This window comes from Salinirubellus salinus, from assembly GCF_025231485.1.
Lineage (GTDB): Archaea > Halobacteriota > Halobacteria > Halobacteriales > Haloarculaceae > Salinirubellus > Salinirubellus salinus.
The window spans coordinates 3,228,131-3,242,846 of record NZ_CP104003.1; the positions used below are offsets into that span (position 1 = coordinate 3,228,131).

General features: G+C 68.8%; 15 protein-coding genes. 9 read left to right on the top strand and 6 right to left on the bottom strand.

The annotated features are described in order from the left end of the window. Positions 1–76: 76 nt before the first annotated feature. The 8 genes from N0B31_RS16985 to N0B31_RS17020 all read left to right on the top strand — a co-directional run bounded on the left by N0B31_RS16985 (position 77) and on the right by N0B31_RS17020 (position 8,929). Complete coding sequence (locus N0B31_RS16985; RefSeq protein ID WP_260592811.1) at positions 77–1,297, top strand: ABC transporter substrate-binding protein; 1,221 nt, start codon at positions 77–79, stop codon at positions 1,295–1,297. Beyond that, positions 1,297–2,529 carry an ABC transporter substrate-binding protein gene (locus N0B31_RS16990; protein WP_260592812.1) on the top strand — a complete coding sequence of 411 codons (1,233 nt, stop codon included), beginning with the start codon at positions 1,297–1,299 and terminating at the stop codon, positions 2,527–2,529. Before N0B31_RS16985 ends, N0B31_RS16990 begins: the two co-directional genes overlap by 1 nt. Beyond that, on the top strand, positions 2,529–3,734 hold the full coding sequence (locus N0B31_RS16995) for an ABC transporter substrate-binding protein (protein WP_260592813.1): 1,206 nt from the start codon (positions 2,529–2,531) through the stop codon (positions 3,732–3,734). Before N0B31_RS16990 ends, N0B31_RS16995 begins: the two co-directional genes overlap by 1 nt. Then, positions 3,731–4,642 (top strand): NAD(P)/FAD-dependent oxidoreductase, encoded by a 912-nt coding sequence (locus N0B31_RS17000; protein ID WP_260592814.1) that lies wholly within the window; start codon positions 3,731–3,733, stop codon positions 4,640–4,642. Before N0B31_RS16995 ends, N0B31_RS17000 begins: the two co-directional genes overlap by 4 nt. Beyond that, positions 4,632–4,880, top strand: coding sequence for a hypothetical protein (locus tag N0B31_RS17005; protein ID WP_260592815.1), 249 nt, complete (start codon positions 4,632–4,634; stop codon positions 4,878–4,880). Before N0B31_RS17000 ends, N0B31_RS17005 begins: the two co-directional genes overlap by 11 nt. A 72-nt stretch (positions 4,881–4,952) precedes the next feature. After that, a complete protein-coding gene (locus tag N0B31_RS17010) occupies positions 4,953–6,107 on the top strand; it encodes a FecCD family ABC transporter permease (RefSeq protein WP_380628100.1) in 1,155 nt (384 codons plus the stop codon). Next, positions 6,104–6,979 (top strand): ABC transporter ATP-binding protein, encoded by an 876-nt coding sequence (locus tag N0B31_RS17015; RefSeq protein WP_260592816.1) that lies wholly within the window; start codon positions 6,104–6,106, stop codon positions 6,977–6,979. The genes N0B31_RS17010 and N0B31_RS17015 overlap by 4 nt, the downstream gene beginning before the upstream one ends. Positions 6,980–7,006: 27 nt before the next feature. Continuing rightward, positions 7,007–8,929, top strand: a complete 1,923-nt coding sequence (locus N0B31_RS17020) for an ABC transporter ATP-binding protein (protein ID WP_368389195.1) — start codon at positions 7,007–7,009, stop codon at positions 8,927–8,929. Between the two features lie 111 nt (positions 8,930–9,040). Here the strand turns inward: N0B31_RS17020 and N0B31_RS17025 are convergent, their stop codons facing one another. Both N0B31_RS17025 and fabG read right to left on the bottom strand, forming a co-directional pair. Beyond that, positions 9,041–9,493 carry a TIGR00725 family protein gene (locus N0B31_RS17025; protein ID WP_260592817.1) on the bottom strand — a complete coding sequence of 151 codons (453 nt, stop codon included), beginning with the start codon at positions 9,491–9,493 and terminating at the stop codon, positions 9,041–9,043. A gap of 42 nt (positions 9,494–9,535) precedes the next feature. Beyond that, positions 9,536–10,276: a 3-oxoacyl-[acyl-carrier-protein] reductase gene (gene fabG / locus N0B31_RS17030; RefSeq protein ID WP_260592818.1), complete on the bottom strand. Its 741-nt coding sequence runs from the start codon at positions 10,274–10,276 to the stop codon at positions 9,536–9,538. Positions 10,277–10,402: 126 nt separating this feature from the next. Here fabG and N0B31_RS17035 point away from each other — a divergent pair, with 126 nt between their 5' ends. Further along, the gene (locus N0B31_RS17035) at positions 10,403–11,668 is read left to right on the top strand and encodes an alkaline phosphatase family protein (protein ID WP_260592819.1); all 1,266 of its coding nucleotides are present in this window, start codon (positions 10,403–10,405) and stop codon (positions 11,666–11,668) included. Positions 11,669–11,715: 47 nt separating this feature from the next. Here the strand turns inward: N0B31_RS17035 and phaC are convergent, their stop codons facing one another. From phaC to N0B31_RS17055, 4 genes are all read right to left on the bottom strand, one after another. Beyond that, on the bottom strand, positions 11,716–13,152 hold the full coding sequence (gene phaC, locus N0B31_RS17040) for a class III poly(R)-hydroxyalkanoic acid synthase subunit PhaC (protein ID WP_260592820.1): 1,437 nt from the start codon (positions 13,150–13,152) through the stop codon (positions 11,716–11,718). A gap of 1 nt (position 13,153) precedes the next feature. Continuing rightward, positions 13,154–13,702 (bottom strand): poly(R)-hydroxyalkanoic acid synthase subunit PhaE, encoded by a 549-nt coding sequence (locus N0B31_RS17045; RefSeq protein ID WP_260592821.1) that lies wholly within the window; start codon positions 13,700–13,702, stop codon positions 13,154–13,156. 61 nt (positions 13,703–13,763) lie between these two features. After that, positions 13,764–14,387 carry a hypothetical protein gene (locus N0B31_RS17050; RefSeq protein WP_260592822.1) on the bottom strand — a complete coding sequence of 208 codons (624 nt, stop codon included), beginning with the start codon at positions 14,385–14,387 and terminating at the stop codon, positions 13,764–13,766. Continuing rightward, positions 14,380–14,694 carry an AbrB/MazE/SpoVT family DNA-binding domain-containing protein gene (locus tag N0B31_RS17055; protein ID WP_260592823.1) on the bottom strand — a complete coding sequence of 105 codons (315 nt, stop codon included), beginning with the start codon at positions 14,692–14,694 and terminating at the stop codon, positions 14,380–14,382. The genes N0B31_RS17050 and N0B31_RS17055 overlap by 8 nt, the downstream gene beginning before the upstream one ends. Positions 14,695–14,716 lie beyond the last annotated feature (22 nt).

Here is a 14,716-nt window from a genome sequence, read left to right on the forward strand (position 1 = left end):
GACTAGCCACTCACGCTCGATTTAGGCTGGCCTAAAAATCGGTGGATTGATGGTTGATTAGGCGAGCCTAAAACATATGTCACCAGGACGGACGCGGCGCGACGTCATCAAGTACGGCGGCATCGCTGGCGGTGCGAGTCTGCTCGCCGGCTGTACCGGGAACGCGGACCAGACGCCCGAACCGGGCGACGACCCGACGGAGACGCCGACCGAGAGCGCGACCCCCACCGAAGACCCGAGCTACACGGTCGAACTCTCGCCGGTCGGCGAGGTCACGTTCGAGGAGGTGCCGTCGAACGTGATGGCCTACAGCCCGCAGTACATCGACATGCTGGCAGCGCTCGGCCACGCGGACTCGCTGAACTCGATGGGCTTTCTCGGCTACGCCGAGACGATGGACTACTTCTTCACGCACCTTGACGGAGTCGATATTCCACCGACGGACGACCTCACGCAGCTGTTCTCGAACGGTTCGTTCGACAAGGAACTGCTCTACGAACTGGACAGCGACGTCCACCTGATGGATCCGGCGTGGCTCTCGGGGTTCGAAGGCTGGTCGAAGGCCGACACCGAGGAGATTCGGGACACCGTCGGGCCGTTCTTCGCGAACCGCTACAGCCGACAGCACACCCAACCGCCGGAGGGGTGGCGCGAGGGCTACCGCTACTACACGCTCTGGGAACTGACGGGGAAGGTGTCGCAGGTGTTCCAGGAACCCGAGCGATTCGAGGCGCTGAAAGCCGAGTACGAGTCACTCTACGGTACCATCCGCGCGAACCTGCCCCCGAAGGACGAACGGCCACAGGTCGGCCTGCTGTCGTACTACGACGGCCAGTTCTACCCCTACAAGATCTCCGGGCCGGGCTTCGGGAAGGCCCACACCCGGCCGATGGGTGCCATCGACGCGTTCGCCGACTCCGACCGAACGTACGACGAGAACTACAACGCGGCATACGACTTCGAGGGACTCCTCGAGATCGACCCCGACGTCATCCTCCACAACTTCGCCGTGACGCCGTTCTACGACTGGACCAAGGTCCAGGAGGAGGTCACAGACAACGACGTGGGCAAGGAACTGACCGCGGTCAAGAACGACCGCTTCTACGCCTCCGGCCAGTCGTTCCAGGGGCCGCTCCAGAACCTCCTGCAGGTCGAGATGACCGCGAAACAGCTCTACCCCGAGCAGTTCGGCGAGTGGCCCCGCTTCGAGGAGGGAGACACATACCCGGACTTCGACGAGGACGAACAGCTGTTCGACCACGCCCGGGTCGCGGCCATCGCGCGGGGTGAGCTCTGATGCCCGAGCGACCCACGCGACGAGACGTCATCAAGTACGGCGGTATCGCGGGTGGTGCCGGGATGCTGGCTGGCTGTGCGAGCCAGTCCGACTCGGGTGCGACGCCCGAGGGGACGGAGACCGACAGCGCGACCGAGACCGCGACCCCGACCGCGGACCCGAGCTACACGGCCGAACTGTTCCCCGTCGGCGAGGTCGAGTTCGAGTCGGTCCCCCAGTCCGTGACCACCTACAACATGGGCTGGGCGGACATGGTCGTCTCGCTCGGGCAGGCCGACACGCTCCGGACGAACCGGCTGAGCGCGCCCACGCTGTTCTACGACCGGTTCGACGTCGAGTGGGACAACGACTACCCGGCGCTCTGGCAGAGCGGCGGCTGGTCGAAGGAGGTCATGTACGAGCGTGACCCTGACGTGTTCCTCTTCGACCCGAACCTCCTCACCCAGTGGGACGACAACTGGGCCGAGGAAGATACGGCCGAGATCGAGGAGAACGTCGCCCCGTTCTTCGGCTGTCACAACCGCCGTATCCGCGGCGAGTGGCAGCAGGAACTCGGCTACCCCGAGGGGGCGCCGACGATGCTGGAGGCGTTCGAGACGGTCGGGACCGTCCTCGACGAGGAGGCCCGAGCGCAGGCGTGGCTCGACCTCCACGACGACCTCCAGTCGGCAGTACAGCCACGGATCCCCGACGGCGAGACGCCGTCCATCGCGCTCATCAACAGCGGGTCCGCACCGGCGAACGGCGAGTTCTACGTCCTCAACCTCGCGCAGGACGGCTACGAGATGAAGCCGTATCGCGACCTCGGGCTCGTCGAGGCCGACGCCTTCGAGGGCGTCGAGACCGGCCAGTACGGCCTGACCGACTACGAGACGATGCTCGAGGTGGACCCCGACATCATCCTCGTCCACTGGGGTATCACGCAGGGCTCGGTGACGTGGGGCGGCGACGGCGCGTTCGACGCCGAGCAGTTCCACGAGAAGTTCGTCGCGCCGATGGAGGAGGACGACACCGGGAGCGAACTGACCGCGGTGCAGGAGGGCCGCGTCCTCCCCGGGCCGACCGCCGAGCAGGGGCCGCTCGTCAACGCCTTCCAGACCGAACTCGTCGCGCGGCTGTTCTACCCCGAGGAGTTCGGGGAACTCGACCTCGACGCGCCGCTGGACGTTCCGGAGGAGGAACGGCTGTTCTCACGTGAGCGGGTGGTGGACATCCTCGCGGGTGATCTCTGATGCCCGAGCGACCCACGCGACGTGACGTCATCAAGTACGGCGGTATCGCTGGTGGTGCGGGTCTGCTCGCCGGCTGTACTGGTGGGACGACCCCTGACTCCGCCGAGGGAACGGCAACCGAAACGCCGAGAGAAGCGACCACGACCGAACCGGACGCGGCAGCCGAAGCGGGCTACTCGGTGACGATGTCACCCGTCGGCACCGTCGAGTTCGAGGAGCCCCCCGAGACGGTGTTCACGCGGCTCACCCACCACGCCGACATGGCGTTCGCGCTCGGGAAGGGCGACGGTATCAACGCGATGCACGCGCCCGACTACTACGACTCGCTGTGGAACCAGTTCGTCGAGCGACTACCGGGCGTCACGCTCGACTGGACGGGGCTGTACTCCTCGTGGCAGGCCGAGAAGGAGCAGCTCTACGAACTCGACAGCGATATCCACCTCGCGGACCCGGCGTGGGTCACGCAACTCGACAACTGGGACCGCTCGGCTATCGAGGAGGTGGCCGAGAACGTCGGCCCGTGGTTCGGGAACTCGCTCAGTGACCGCCACCAGGAGCCATCGGCCGAGTGGGCCGAGGGCTACGAGTACTACGGCCTGTGGGAGCAGTTCGGCCTCGTCGCGGACGCGTTCCGCGAACGCGAGCGATACGAGGCGCTTGCCGCGGTCCACAACGACCTGCTGGAAACCATCGAAGACGGCCTGCCGCCCGAGTCCGAGCGCCCGAGCGCGGTGATGTTCTCCTCTGCCGACCTGGAGACCATCTACGCCTACACGCTGAGCACTCCAGGCTTCCTGACGGCTCACACCCGTCCGCTCGCTCCACGGGACGCCTTCGAGGGCTCCGTCGAGTCGGGGTCGACGGTGGACTTCGAGGCATTGCTGGAGGCCGACCCGGACGTGGTGCTCTACCTCGGCGGGATGCTCCCCACCACCGACATGGCGACGGTGCGCGAGACGCTCGCCTCGAACCCCGTCGCCGGTGAGATGACCGCCGTCGCGGAGGGCCGGGTCCACGCACAGGGCGCCCGATACCAGGGGCCGATACTGAACCTGTTCCAGCTCGAGATGACAGCGAAACAGCTCTACCCCGAGCGGTTCGGCGCGTGGCCCGACTACGAGAACGGGCCGTACCCGGAGCTGCCGACCGAGGAGCGGTTGTTCGACCGCCAGCGGGTCGCGGACATCGTGAACGGAGACGGATGACCATCGCGTTCGACCACGACGTCTGCGTCGTCGGTGGCGGCCCGGCCGGCAGTTCGGCGGCCGTCTTCACCGCTCGCGAGGGGCTCGACACCGTGGTCTTCGACCGGGGGAACTCGTCGCTCCGGCAGTGTGCCTATCTGGAGAACTACCTCGGCTTCCCGGCGGGCGTGGACGTCGAGACGGCCTACGACCTGTTCCACGACCACGTCCGTGAGGCCGGCGGCGAGGTCGTCGACGACCTCGTGGCGTCGGTCGAGCCGCTGGAGACCGGGTTCCGGGTCACGACACAGGAGGGTCGCGAACTGACCACAGAGCGCGTGGTGGCGGCCAGCACGTACGACGACTCGTACCTACTGGACCTCCACGACGCGTTCGCCGTGGTCGAGACGGACGAGGACGGCGAGGAGAGCCGACATTTCGACTACGACCACCCCGACGAGCACGGCCGCACCGCCGTCGACGGACTCTACGTCGCGGGCCCGCTGGGGGGCGTCGAGAGTCAGGTCGCTATCGCCGTCGGCCACGGGGCGCGCGTCGGCGTCGGCCTCCTCACCGACCGCAACGAGGCCGCGGGGCTGTGGGCCGAGGCGGCCTCGCACACCGACTGGGTGGTAAAGCAGGGTCGCTACGCGGGCGAAGAGTGGCTGGAGACCGTCACGGGGTACTACGCCGAGCGCGCCCCCGAGTCGATGGACGAGGAGACGGCCCGGGAGCGTGCCCGCGCGCTCGCCGAGGAACAGCAGGACTGGCAGATTCCGGAAGCGGAGGTCGAGCGGCGGCGCGAGACGGGCCACCGCGAACTGGCCCGACGCCTCGACTCCGAGGCGGTGCTGGACGCCGTGGATGACGAGCGCATCCGCGAGTACGCCGCCGGACTCGACGGCGTGGAGGCGAGCGGTGACGACTGACGGCGAACGCGGGTCGGGGTCGGTGGACGCGGACGACGACGCCACCAGCCCGCCAGCGGGTGGCGCGATGCGCGTCCGCCGGTGGTGTATCGCCGCGAACTATCGCGAGCCGTCGGACTACGACATCCCGGAACTCCCCGACTGGACCGTCTACCGGGACGCGGACGGCACCCTCGCGTTCGGTGAGGATGGCGAGCGGTTCCTCTCGGCCGGGAACCCCGTCCGGGTGCGCCGGTGACCGTCGGAGCGAACGGGGACCGCAACCCACAAGTCGTGTTAGGCCGGCCTAAAATCAAGATGGAGGGAGACGGTGGCGACTGAGACGGAGACCGAGACGGGGGCTCGCTACGGCGAGCGGTTCGGCTGGCTGGACCGCTCGCTCGCGCTGACCTGTGCGGGGAGCCTCGCGGTCGCCGGCCTCGCTGGTCTGATACAGGTCAGCTACGGCACGTTCTCTATGTCCGTGTTCCAGGCGTGGAGCGCGGTGCTCGACCCGCTCGTCTGGACGAACCCGGGCGTCATCGTCTCGTTCCTGTTCGGCGACGGCCTCGCCGAGTCGCTCGGCCTCGCCACCGAGGTGGACCTGCCGAAGGAGACGCTCATCGTCTGGAACATCCGCCTGCCGCGGGTGCTCGTCGCGGCGTTCGTCGGCTTCAACCTCGCTATCTCCGGAGCCATCTTCCAGGCGGTCACGCGGAACGAACTGGCGAGTCCGTTCATCCTCGGGGTCTCCTCCGGGGCCGGGTTCGCCGTGCTGGTGACGCTCGTGCTCGTGCCGACGTTCGCTGCGTTCCTCCCGCTGACCGCGGCGCTGGGCGGCACGCTCGCGTTCCTCGTCGTCTACGCCATCGCGTGGCAGGGCGGCACCTCGCCCGTCCGGCTCGTCCTCGCCGGCGTCATCGTCGGGACGGTCCTCAACTCGCTGCAGACGGCGTTGTTCTTCTTCGCGGGCGACATCGGCACCGTGCAGGCGGCCATCGCGTGGACCACCGGGTCGCTCACCGGCGTCGACTGGGAGCAGGTCCGCACCGTGTGGCCCGCCACCGTCCTCGTCGTCCTCCCCGGCCTCGTCCTCGGCGCCCGGCAACTGAACGTCCTCCTGCTCGGCGAGGGGACCGCCAGCGCGCTCGGGATGCGCGTCGAGCGGACCCGGTTCCTCCTCTCCGCGCTGGCCATCGTCGCCGCGGCCGCGTCCGTGGCGGTCGCCGGCATCGTCGGCTTCGTCGGCCTCATCGTCCCGCACGCGGTCCGGGTGCTGGTCGGCGGTGACCACAAGCGCCTGCTCGTGGGCTGTGCGTTCCTCGGGCCGGCCCTGCTCGTCGGCGCGGACCTCGGTGCGCGACTGTTCTTCGAGGTGGTGTTCGCCTCGCCCACCCAGCTCCCGGTCGGCATCGTCACCGGTCTCGTCGGTGGGCCGTACTTCCTCTACCTGATGCGGAAACGCCAGTCACTCGGTGAACTATGAGCCGGAGCGACGCGCCCGAGACGGGCGAGACGGAGGGGGCGGAGGAGACGGAGGCCGAGGGCACCCCGTCGACGGACCCCATCGACCTCGTCGGCCGCGACCTCGAGGTCGGTTATCCGGCCACCGACGACCCCGTCGTCGAGTGCGAGCGGGTCGTCCTCCCGGCGGGCGAGGTGACGGCGCTCGTCGGCCCGAACGGCTCGGGCAAGTCGACCCTGCTGAAGGCGCTCTCCGGGCAACTCGAACCGTGGGGCGGTGCGGTCGAACTCGACGGGGAGGACGTGTACGGGATGGCCGACAAACGACGCGCCCGCCGACTCGGACTGCTCTCACAGGAACGGGAGTCACCGGGTTCGCTCACCGTCGAGGATCTCGTTCTCCACGGGCGCTACCCGCACCGGGGGTTCATGGAGGCCGTCACCGAGGCCGACCGCGAGGCCGTCGAGCGGGCCATCGACCTCGCGGGTGTCGGCCACCTGCGCGAGCGGGAGCTCGGGAACCTCTCCGGCGGGCAGAAGCAACTGGCGTGGATCGCGATGACGCTCGCACAGGAGACGGACGTCCTCCTGCTGGACGAGCCGACGACGTTCCTCGACCTGCGCCACCAGCTCGGGGTGCTGGAGACGGTCCGGCAACTCAACCGCGAGCGCGGGGTCACGGTCGGGGTCGTCCTCCACGACATCTCGCAGGCGGCCCGGTTCGCCGACAACCTCGTCGCCCTCCGGGACGGGACGCCCTACGACTGGGGGCCGCCGGACGAGGTGGTGACAGAGGACCTGCTGGCCGACGTGTTCGGCGTCGAGGCGAGTGTCGGTCCCGGCCCGGAGGGCCCGACAATCCGCCCGCACAGGCCCCTCGATGAGCGAGAGTAACCCCTATCGGCCCGCCGGCCGTCGGTGGTGGCAGTGAGTTCCGACGAGAGCGTCTTCGACCGCTATCGCGCCGACGTCGAGCGGCCGATGCGACGGCTCGCCCGGACCTACGGCACCCCCCGAAAGGAGTGGTTCGTCGTCGGCCTGCTCGGCAACCTCGTCGCCCAGTTCGCCTCGCTCGCCCCGCCGGTGGTCCTCGGGGCGGCCATCGACGGTGTCCTCCGGGGCGGCACGTTCTCCCTGCCGCTCGTCCCCGCCGGCTGGATCCCGACGGGCACCGACGGCCAGTTCCTCTTCGCCGTCGGGGTCATCGGGGGCGCGTTCGTCCTGACCGCCCTCGCCACGTGGGTCTACGGCGTCGCGGCCAACGAGTTCGCCCACGGCGTGATGCACGACGTCCGGGTGGACTGCTTCGAGAAGATGCAGGCGCTCGACATGGCCTTCTTCGACGACAAGCAGACCGGCGAGGTCATGTCGATCCTCTCGTCGGACACGGAGAACCTCGAGATGTTCCTCGACAACGCCCTGACGAACTCGGTCAGGCTGGGCGCGATGGTGCTCGGCATCGCCGGCATCCTCCTCTACCTCAACCCGGTCCTCGCCGCCGTCACCCTGATAATCGTCCCCGGGATGCTCGTGTTCACCGTCTGGTTCATGAGGGTCGCCGAGCCACGCTACGCCCGCCGCCGCGCCAGCGTCGGCAACCTCAACACGCGACTGGAGAACGCCATCTCCGGCGTCGAACTGACGAAGACCACCGCCAGCGAACCGTACGAGACTGGCCGGGTCCGTGACGCCTCCTACCGCCTGTTCGAGGACACGATGTCGATGCTCCGCCTCGCCTACTTCTACCGGCCGGGGATGGAACTGCTCGCCGGCGTCGCGTTCGTCGCCACGTTCGGCGTCGGGGGCTACTGGCTCGTCTACGGCCCGCCGCTCGGCGTCGGCCGGGAACTCGAGATCGGGACGTTCGTCACGTTCGTCTTCCTCACCCAGCGGTTCGTCACGCCGCTCGCCGAGGTGTCGAACATCGTCGACCAGTACGAGAACGCAAAGGCATCCAGCGAGCGCGTGTTCGGACTGATGGACATCCCGGCCCGCGTCCGGTCCAGCGAGGACGCCGTCGACCTGACCGACCCCGAGGGCCGCGTCGTCTACGACGACGTCTCGTTCGCCTACGACGGGATCCCCGGCCGGGCGGACGGCGCCGAGGGCCGCGGCGAGGAGACGGTCGTCCGTGACGTCTCCACGCGGGCCGAACCGGGCGAGACCGTCGGCGTCGTGGGTCCCACCGGGGCGGGGAAGTCAACCCTGCTGAAGCTCCTGCTCAGGCTCTACGACGTGGACGAGGGCGCCATCACGCTCGACGGCCACGACGTGCGCGACGTCTCCATCGAGAGCCTGCGCGACGCCGTGGGCTACGTCGGACAGGACACGTTCCTCTTCGACGGCACCATCGCCGAGAACATCGAGTACGGTCGCTTCGGCGCGAGCGACGAGGCCGTCCGGGAGGCCGCCCGCGCCGCCGAGGCCCACGAGTTCATCACCCAGCTCCCCGACGGCTACGAGACCCGCGTGGGCGAGCGCGGCGTGAAGCTCTCGGGCGGCCAGCGCCAGCGCATCGCCATCGCCCGCGTCGTCCTGCAGGACCCCGCGGTGCTCGTCCTCGACGAGGCCACCTCGGCCGTCGACACGAAGACGGAGTACCTCATCCAGAAGTCGCTCGACGCGCTCAGCGAGGACCGCACCGCGTTCGTCATCGCCCACCGCCTCTCGACGGTGAAAGACGCCGACGGCATCGTCGTCCTCGACGACGGCGAGATCGTCGAGCGTGGCACCCACGAGGAACTGCTGGACCAAGATGGCCTCTACGCCGGGTTGTGGGCGGTGCAGGCGGGCGACGCCGAGCGACTGTCGGGGGAGTTCGGGAGCCAGATCGCGCAAGATTAACCGCCACTTTTTGCACTTCGCTCGGCGCTCTGTGAGCGCCTCGCGCGCTGGCTCCGGCCCTTCGGGCCTCCGCCAGTAGGTGCGCTAGCCCGACCGCCCCGCACAGCCCCGCTACTCCACCGCTCGCTCCACGTACGCCACCGCCGCCTCCGGTGTCTCCACCGCCCGGAACCCCTCGAACGCCGAGCAGTCGTGCGTGTCCAGCCCCGCGACGCGACGCTCGTAGACGAACGCCATCCCCAGCTCCGAGAGCGTCCCGGCCGCCCCGTCGATGGCGATACACGCCCCGCCGTTCAGGACGACCAGCGCGTTCCGCGCGTCGCCCATCCCGGTCGCGATGGGCGTCGTGATCCACTCGTTCCCCTCGGCCGGGTCGGTCCCTTTCAGCACACCGATGGTCTCGCCGTCGTGCTCGCGGGCGCCGCGACAGACCGCCTCCATCACGCCGCCGTAGCCCCCGCAGACGACGGTGTGGCCCCGCTCGGCGAGCAGGCGACCGACATCGCGGGCCGTCTCGTAGGTGGCTTCGTCGACCGTGCTCCCGCCGATGACGCTGACTCTCACGGGCGGTGGTTCGGACGCGGGTGGCTTAGAACGAGGTCCCGCCTACCACTCCATCCCGCCGTTGACGGCGAGGATCTGCCCGGTCATGTAGCTCGAGTCCTCGCTGGCGACGAACCGGACGATGCCGGCGACGTCCTCCACCTCGGCGAAGCGGCCCAGTGGGATGCGGTCCAGGATCTTCTCCTTCACGCGCTCGGGCACCGTCTCCAGCATGTCCGTGGCGACGAAGCCGGGCGCGACACAGTTCGCGGTGGAGTCGTGCCGCGCGAGTTCGAGCGCCAGCGTCCGGGTGAACCCGAACAGGCCGGACTTCGTCGTCGCGTAGTTGGCCTGCCCGTAGTTGCCCTGCTGGCCCACCACGGAGGAGATGTTGACGAGCCGGCCGTTCTCGGCCTTCTTGATGTCGTCGAACAGGCAGTGCGTGCAGTTGAACACGCCGCCGAGGTTCACCTGCATCACCCGGTCCCAGTCCTCGCGGGTCATGTGCTCGAACTTCTTGTCCACGGTGATGCCCGCGTTGTTGACGAGGACGTCCACCGGTCCGAACGCGTCGTGGATGCGCTCGCACATCACCTCGACCTCGGCGTGGTCTGCGACGTCACCCTGCACGGCGATGGCACGGCCGCCGGCGTCCTCGATGGCGTCGACGACCTCGTGGGCCTCGGCCTCCGAGGAGCGGTAGTTGACGGCGACGTCGTTGCCCTCGCCGCCGAGTTCCTCGGCGATAGCCCGCCCGATACCCCGCGATCCACCGGTTATCAGACAGGTTCGTCCTGCGTCCATAGCCGGGGGTTCACGGCTGACGACAAAACTCCACCGCCGACGGTCGGTTCGCGGGACTGTCCCCGGAGACGACTGGTCGGTCCGCGACGCGCCAAAATTTATTTACTCGAAATATGAGTAACCAATGTGGGCGCCCTCGAACGTCGCCTCCGGGCCCCTGGTCCCCAGGACGTGGTCCGCCCAGACTACGAGTCGTACTGCACCTCGAACGTTCCCGGTACCGTCGGCGACGTCCTCGACGTCCCCCTCGGCCCGGCGCTCCCGGCGAGCGTCCCCGTCCCGAGGAACGGGGTCGACCGGGTCGTGGTGGTCCTCCTCGACGGCCTCGGCCTGCAACGGTGGCGACGGGACTCCTCCGAGGTCTCCCTCCTCCACCGGGTCGACACGGCGGCCACGGTGACGCCGCTGACCGCCACCTTCCCCTCGGCCACCGCGACGGCGCTGGTGACGCTCAACACCGGTCGGACCCCGGCCGACCACGGCCTCGTCTCGGACAACTGCTGGCTCCCCGATCGGGCGTCAGTCCTCGAGTCGCTCCCGTTCCGGCTCCGAGGCGGGACCGACGCCCGAGCGGTGGGACCCGACCGCGAGACGCTCCACGACGGTCCCACGGTCCACGAGCGACTGACCGACGCGGGGCGGTCGAGTGCCGCGGTGGTCCCGCGGTCCATCGTGAGGACGGGGTACGCCGCGAGCGTCCTCGCCGGGAGCGACCGGCACCCGTACGAGGCCGTCGACCCGACCGAGGGTGGCGCGGACGCCAGCGCGAGCGACGGCCCCTCCCTCGACGCGGCCCTGGCCGAGGCCCTCGCACACGCCGACTACACGTACTGTTACCTGCCGCACGTCGACGCGCTCTCGCACGACCACGGGCCCGACAGCGACGCCTACCGGGCTGGACTCCGGACCGCCTGCGAGGGGGTCGAGCGCGCACTCGACGCGGTCCCCGAGGCCCGCGCGGAGCGCACGCTCGTCCTCGCCCTCGCCGACCACGGCCACGTCCCGACGGCCCCGGACACCCGCACCGACCTCACCGCCGACCCGGTCGTCTCCGAGGCCCTCGTCCGGGTCGACGGCGAACCGCTCGCCCCCTCCGGCGGCCCCCGGTCTGTGTATCTCCACCTGCGGGAGGGGACCACCGACCGTGTCGCCGGTCACCTCCGCGAGTCGACCGACGCCCACGTGTTCACCCGCGAGACGGTGCTCTCCGATCTCGAACTGTTCGGCCCCGACCCGGGTCTCCGGGCGCGCGAACGGTGTGGTGACGTGGTCGTCGTGCCCCGCGAGGGGAGCGTCTGGCACGAGTCGCTGGCCCACCGGAGTCTCCACGGGGGACTCTCGCCACGGGAGATGCTGGTGCCGTTCGCGGCCGCACGGCTCTCGGACATCTGAAACGGGTCGTCGAACGAAAACACGGAACCGAGCGTCTGTCCCGGTGACTACCGGGTCTGTTCCAGCCAGCCCTCGGCGCGGGAGACGGGCACCTCGGCGAGTTCGGCCAGCGTCTCCGCGTCAGCCTCCGCCAGTTGCGCGACGGACGCGACGCCACCCGACCGGAGGCGCTCGGCGTAGGTCGGCCCGATGCCGTTCAGCTCCTCCAGGTCGTCGCCCTCGGACGCGGCGGGGTCGGCCTCGGCCTCGACTTCGACCTCGGTGTCGGTGTCGGCGGGGGTCTCCACCTCGACGGCGACCTCCGAGTCGTCCGTCTCGGCCTCGTGGCTCGCGGCTGCGTCGCTCGCCCCTTCCGAGGGCTCGCTCCGTTCGCCCTCGCACCCTCCGGACTTCTCGTAGTACCAGTCGGCGACCTGCGGCCAGACCTCCTTGTGCGAGGAGCCCGAGACGGAGAGGCCGATGTGGCCCGTCGGGTACTTGATGTTCGTCACGTCGTCGGTGCCGACGATGTCGCCGAACGGTTCGCTCGCCCCGCACGGGATGAGGTGGTCGTACTCGCCCATGATGAACAGGAGCGGCATGTCGATGTTCGAGACGTCGACGTGCTTCCCGTCCAGTTCGAGCTCGTTCTCGTAGAGCTTGTTCCCCTGGTAGATGTCCTCGAGGAACTGGACGTACGCCTCGCCGGCGACGTCGATGCCCTCGTCGAGCCAGCGCTCCATCCGCGCGAAGTTCTCGACGAAGTCGTCGTCCTCCATGTTGTCGTAGAACCGAGCGTACTTCGAGACGAAGTTCGAGACGGGGTCCATCAGCGCGAACCCGATGGCGAGTACGTCGGCGGGCATGTTGCCGTAGGCGTCACGCACCGTCTCGGGGTCGTAGTACTGCTCGTCACCCCAGAGTTCGAGGACGCCGCCGGTGTCCTCGAAGTAGAGGCCCGCGGCCATCAGCCCCATCGCACGGACCTTCTCGGGGTGGAGCGCGGCGTACATCGCCGTCATCGTCCCGCCCATGCAGTAGCCGAGGATGTTGATGCTGTCCTGGCCGGAGCGCTCGCGGACGACGTCGACGCAGTTGTCGATGTAGCGGTTGACGTAGTCGTCGAGCGTGAGGTACTGGTCGAGGCGCGAGGGCTCGTTCCAGTCGATCATGTAGACGTCGTGGCCCGCCTCGAGCAGCCGTCGGACGACCGAGCGGTCGGGCTGCAGGTCGAGGATGAACGGCTTGTTGATGAGTGCGTAGACGACGAGGATGGGGACCTTGTGCTGCTCGTCGGTCTGGGACTCGTAGTGGAGAAGCTCCAGTTTGTTCTCCGTGTAGACGACCTCGCTCGGTGTCTGGCCGACGTCGACGCTCTCGGCCCGCTCCAGTTGCTCGTCGATGACGGTGGACTTCTCCAGCGCCTCGGTGGCCGAGGAGAACAGCTCCCGCTGGGTGTTCAACGCGAGGGCGAACGGGTTGGTGGGTCGCTGTTCGCGGGACATCTCACTCCTCCACGGCCGCCAGGATCCGGTCGAGCTTCTTCTCGACGCTGTGCTGGCGGCGCTCGAGTTCGACGAGGCGCTCGGCCACCTCGTCGACCTCCTTGGCGCTGGCCATCCCCATCTGGGCGAGGGCCTCGGTGCTCGCCTCGCGGCTCTGTTCCTGCAGGTCCATCAGCGCCTCGAATAGCTGACCGTTGCCCGCGGCGAACGCGGAGGTGCTCATCACCTGCTTGAACGCCTCGTTGGCGCTCTGGAGCCAGATGTCACGCATCTCGCCGAGCTCGACGTCCTCGCCCTCGGCGGCGTCGGCGGTCCGCTCGAACAGCTGTTCGGCGGCGTCCATCCAGACGTCGTAGGCGCCGGCGACGCCCTCGAACCCCTCGGTCATCGCCTCCTCGGTCGGCATCGACTCGTCCATCGCGTCGGCCCACGACTCGGCGAACGCGGCCTGTGCCTCCACGTTCTGCTCCATCGTCCGGGCCATCGCCTCGTTCATCCGACCGAACATCTCGGTCCACTGTTCCTGCATCCCGCGGTTGCGCTCGGTCATACGTGACATGTCTCGGTGTAGGTGAATATTTCTGTGGGTGGTTCTCGGCGGAGACCGGGGCTCAGTCGGCAGGCTGGGTCATCCGGGTCTGCATCTCCTCGATGCGACCCTGGACCTCCTCGAGCTGGCCGCCGAACGCCTCGAGCTGCTCCTCGAAGCGCGCCTGGAAGGCGTCGCTCTGTTCCGTCATCTGTTCGCTCATCTCGTCGAACTGCTCCTCGAGGCGCTCGAACGCCTCCATCGTCTGTTCCTCGGCGTCGGCGTGCGCGGAGAGGAGCGCCTCGACCTGCTCGTCGAGCGTCGCGAGGTACTCCTCGGAGAACTCGTCGTAGTTCTCGATGCCCTGCTCCATCCCCTCGCCGGCGGCGTCGAACGCGTCGGCGTGGGCCTCGTAGAGCCCGTCGAACGCCTCGTCGACGTTCTCGCGCAGTTCGGCGACCATCTCGGCGCTGCCGGGGACGGTCGCCTCGACGGCGTCGAGATAGCTGTGGATGCCGGACTCGGCCAGCTCCACCGTGGAGCGCTGGGCCGTCTCCGTCGAGCCCATGCCGTCCATCGCCATCGCGTTCAGGCGCTGCTGGAACTCGAGGCTACGGCCGACGGCCTCCTGGCTCTGCTCGATCAGGTTCCGCTGGAGTTCGAACACTGTGCTGACGGGGGTCGTGAAGGGGGAATCGTCACTCATCTGAATCACTCCGGTTCCGCTTGACGGGGATGACGACGGTCTGGACGATGTCGCCCTCCTGGATGTCCAGGGCCTCGCGCTCGGCGTCGGGGATGCTGATGCGCCCGCCGCTCTGGACGCGCGTCTTGAACATCGCCATCTGGCTCATGCTGCCCAGTTGGGGGGCCAGCCCGCCCCGGTCGCCGCCCGCCGTGCCGGTCAAGAGCTGCTGGAGCAGCTCCTGCTGGCTGCGGGTCGCCGACTCGGTCGCCTGCTGGAACGCCTTGAACATCGGGGGCAAACTCAGCCCGTCGTCGTCCTCGCTCATCGCGTACTGGTAGTGATGCCCC

Bases quoted from the DNA above. Each gene is read 5' to 3' on its own strand.
- N0B31_RS16985 (WP_260592811.1), top strand. From the start codon at position 77: ATGTCACCAGGACGGACGCGGCGCGACGTCATCAAGTACGGCGGCATC.
- N0B31_RS16990 (WP_260592812.1), top strand. From the start codon at position 1,297: ATGCCCGAGCGACCCACGCGACGAGACGTCATCAAGTACGGCGGTATC.
- N0B31_RS16995 (WP_260592813.1), top strand. From the start codon at position 2,529: ATGCCCGAGCGACCCACGCGACGTGACGTCATCAAGTACGGCGGTATC.
- N0B31_RS17000 (WP_260592814.1), top strand. From the start codon at position 3,731: ATGACCATCGCGTTCGACCACGACGTCTGCGTCGTCGGTGGCGGCCCG.
- N0B31_RS17015 (WP_260592816.1), top strand. From the start codon at position 6,104: ATGAGCCGGAGCGACGCGCCCGAGACGGGCGAGACGGAGGGGGCGGAG.
- fabG (WP_260592818.1), bottom strand. From the start codon at position 10,276: ATGGACGCAGGACGAACCTGTCTGATAACCGGTGGATCGCGGGGTATC.
- phaC (WP_260592820.1), bottom strand. From the start codon at position 13,152: ATGTCCCGCGAACAGCGACCCACCAACCCGTTCGCCCTCGCGTTGAAC.
- N0B31_RS17045 (WP_260592821.1), bottom strand. From the start codon at position 13,702: ATGACCGAGCGCAACCGCGGGATGCAGGAACAGTGGACCGAGATGTTC.
- N0B31_RS17050 (WP_260592822.1), bottom strand. From the start codon at position 14,387: ATGAGTGACGATTCCCCCTTCACGACCCCCGTCAGCACAGTGTTCGAA.
- N0B31_RS17055 (WP_260592823.1), bottom strand. From the start codon at position 14,694: ATGAGCGAGGACGACGACGGGCTGAGTTTGCCCCCGATGTTCAAGGCG.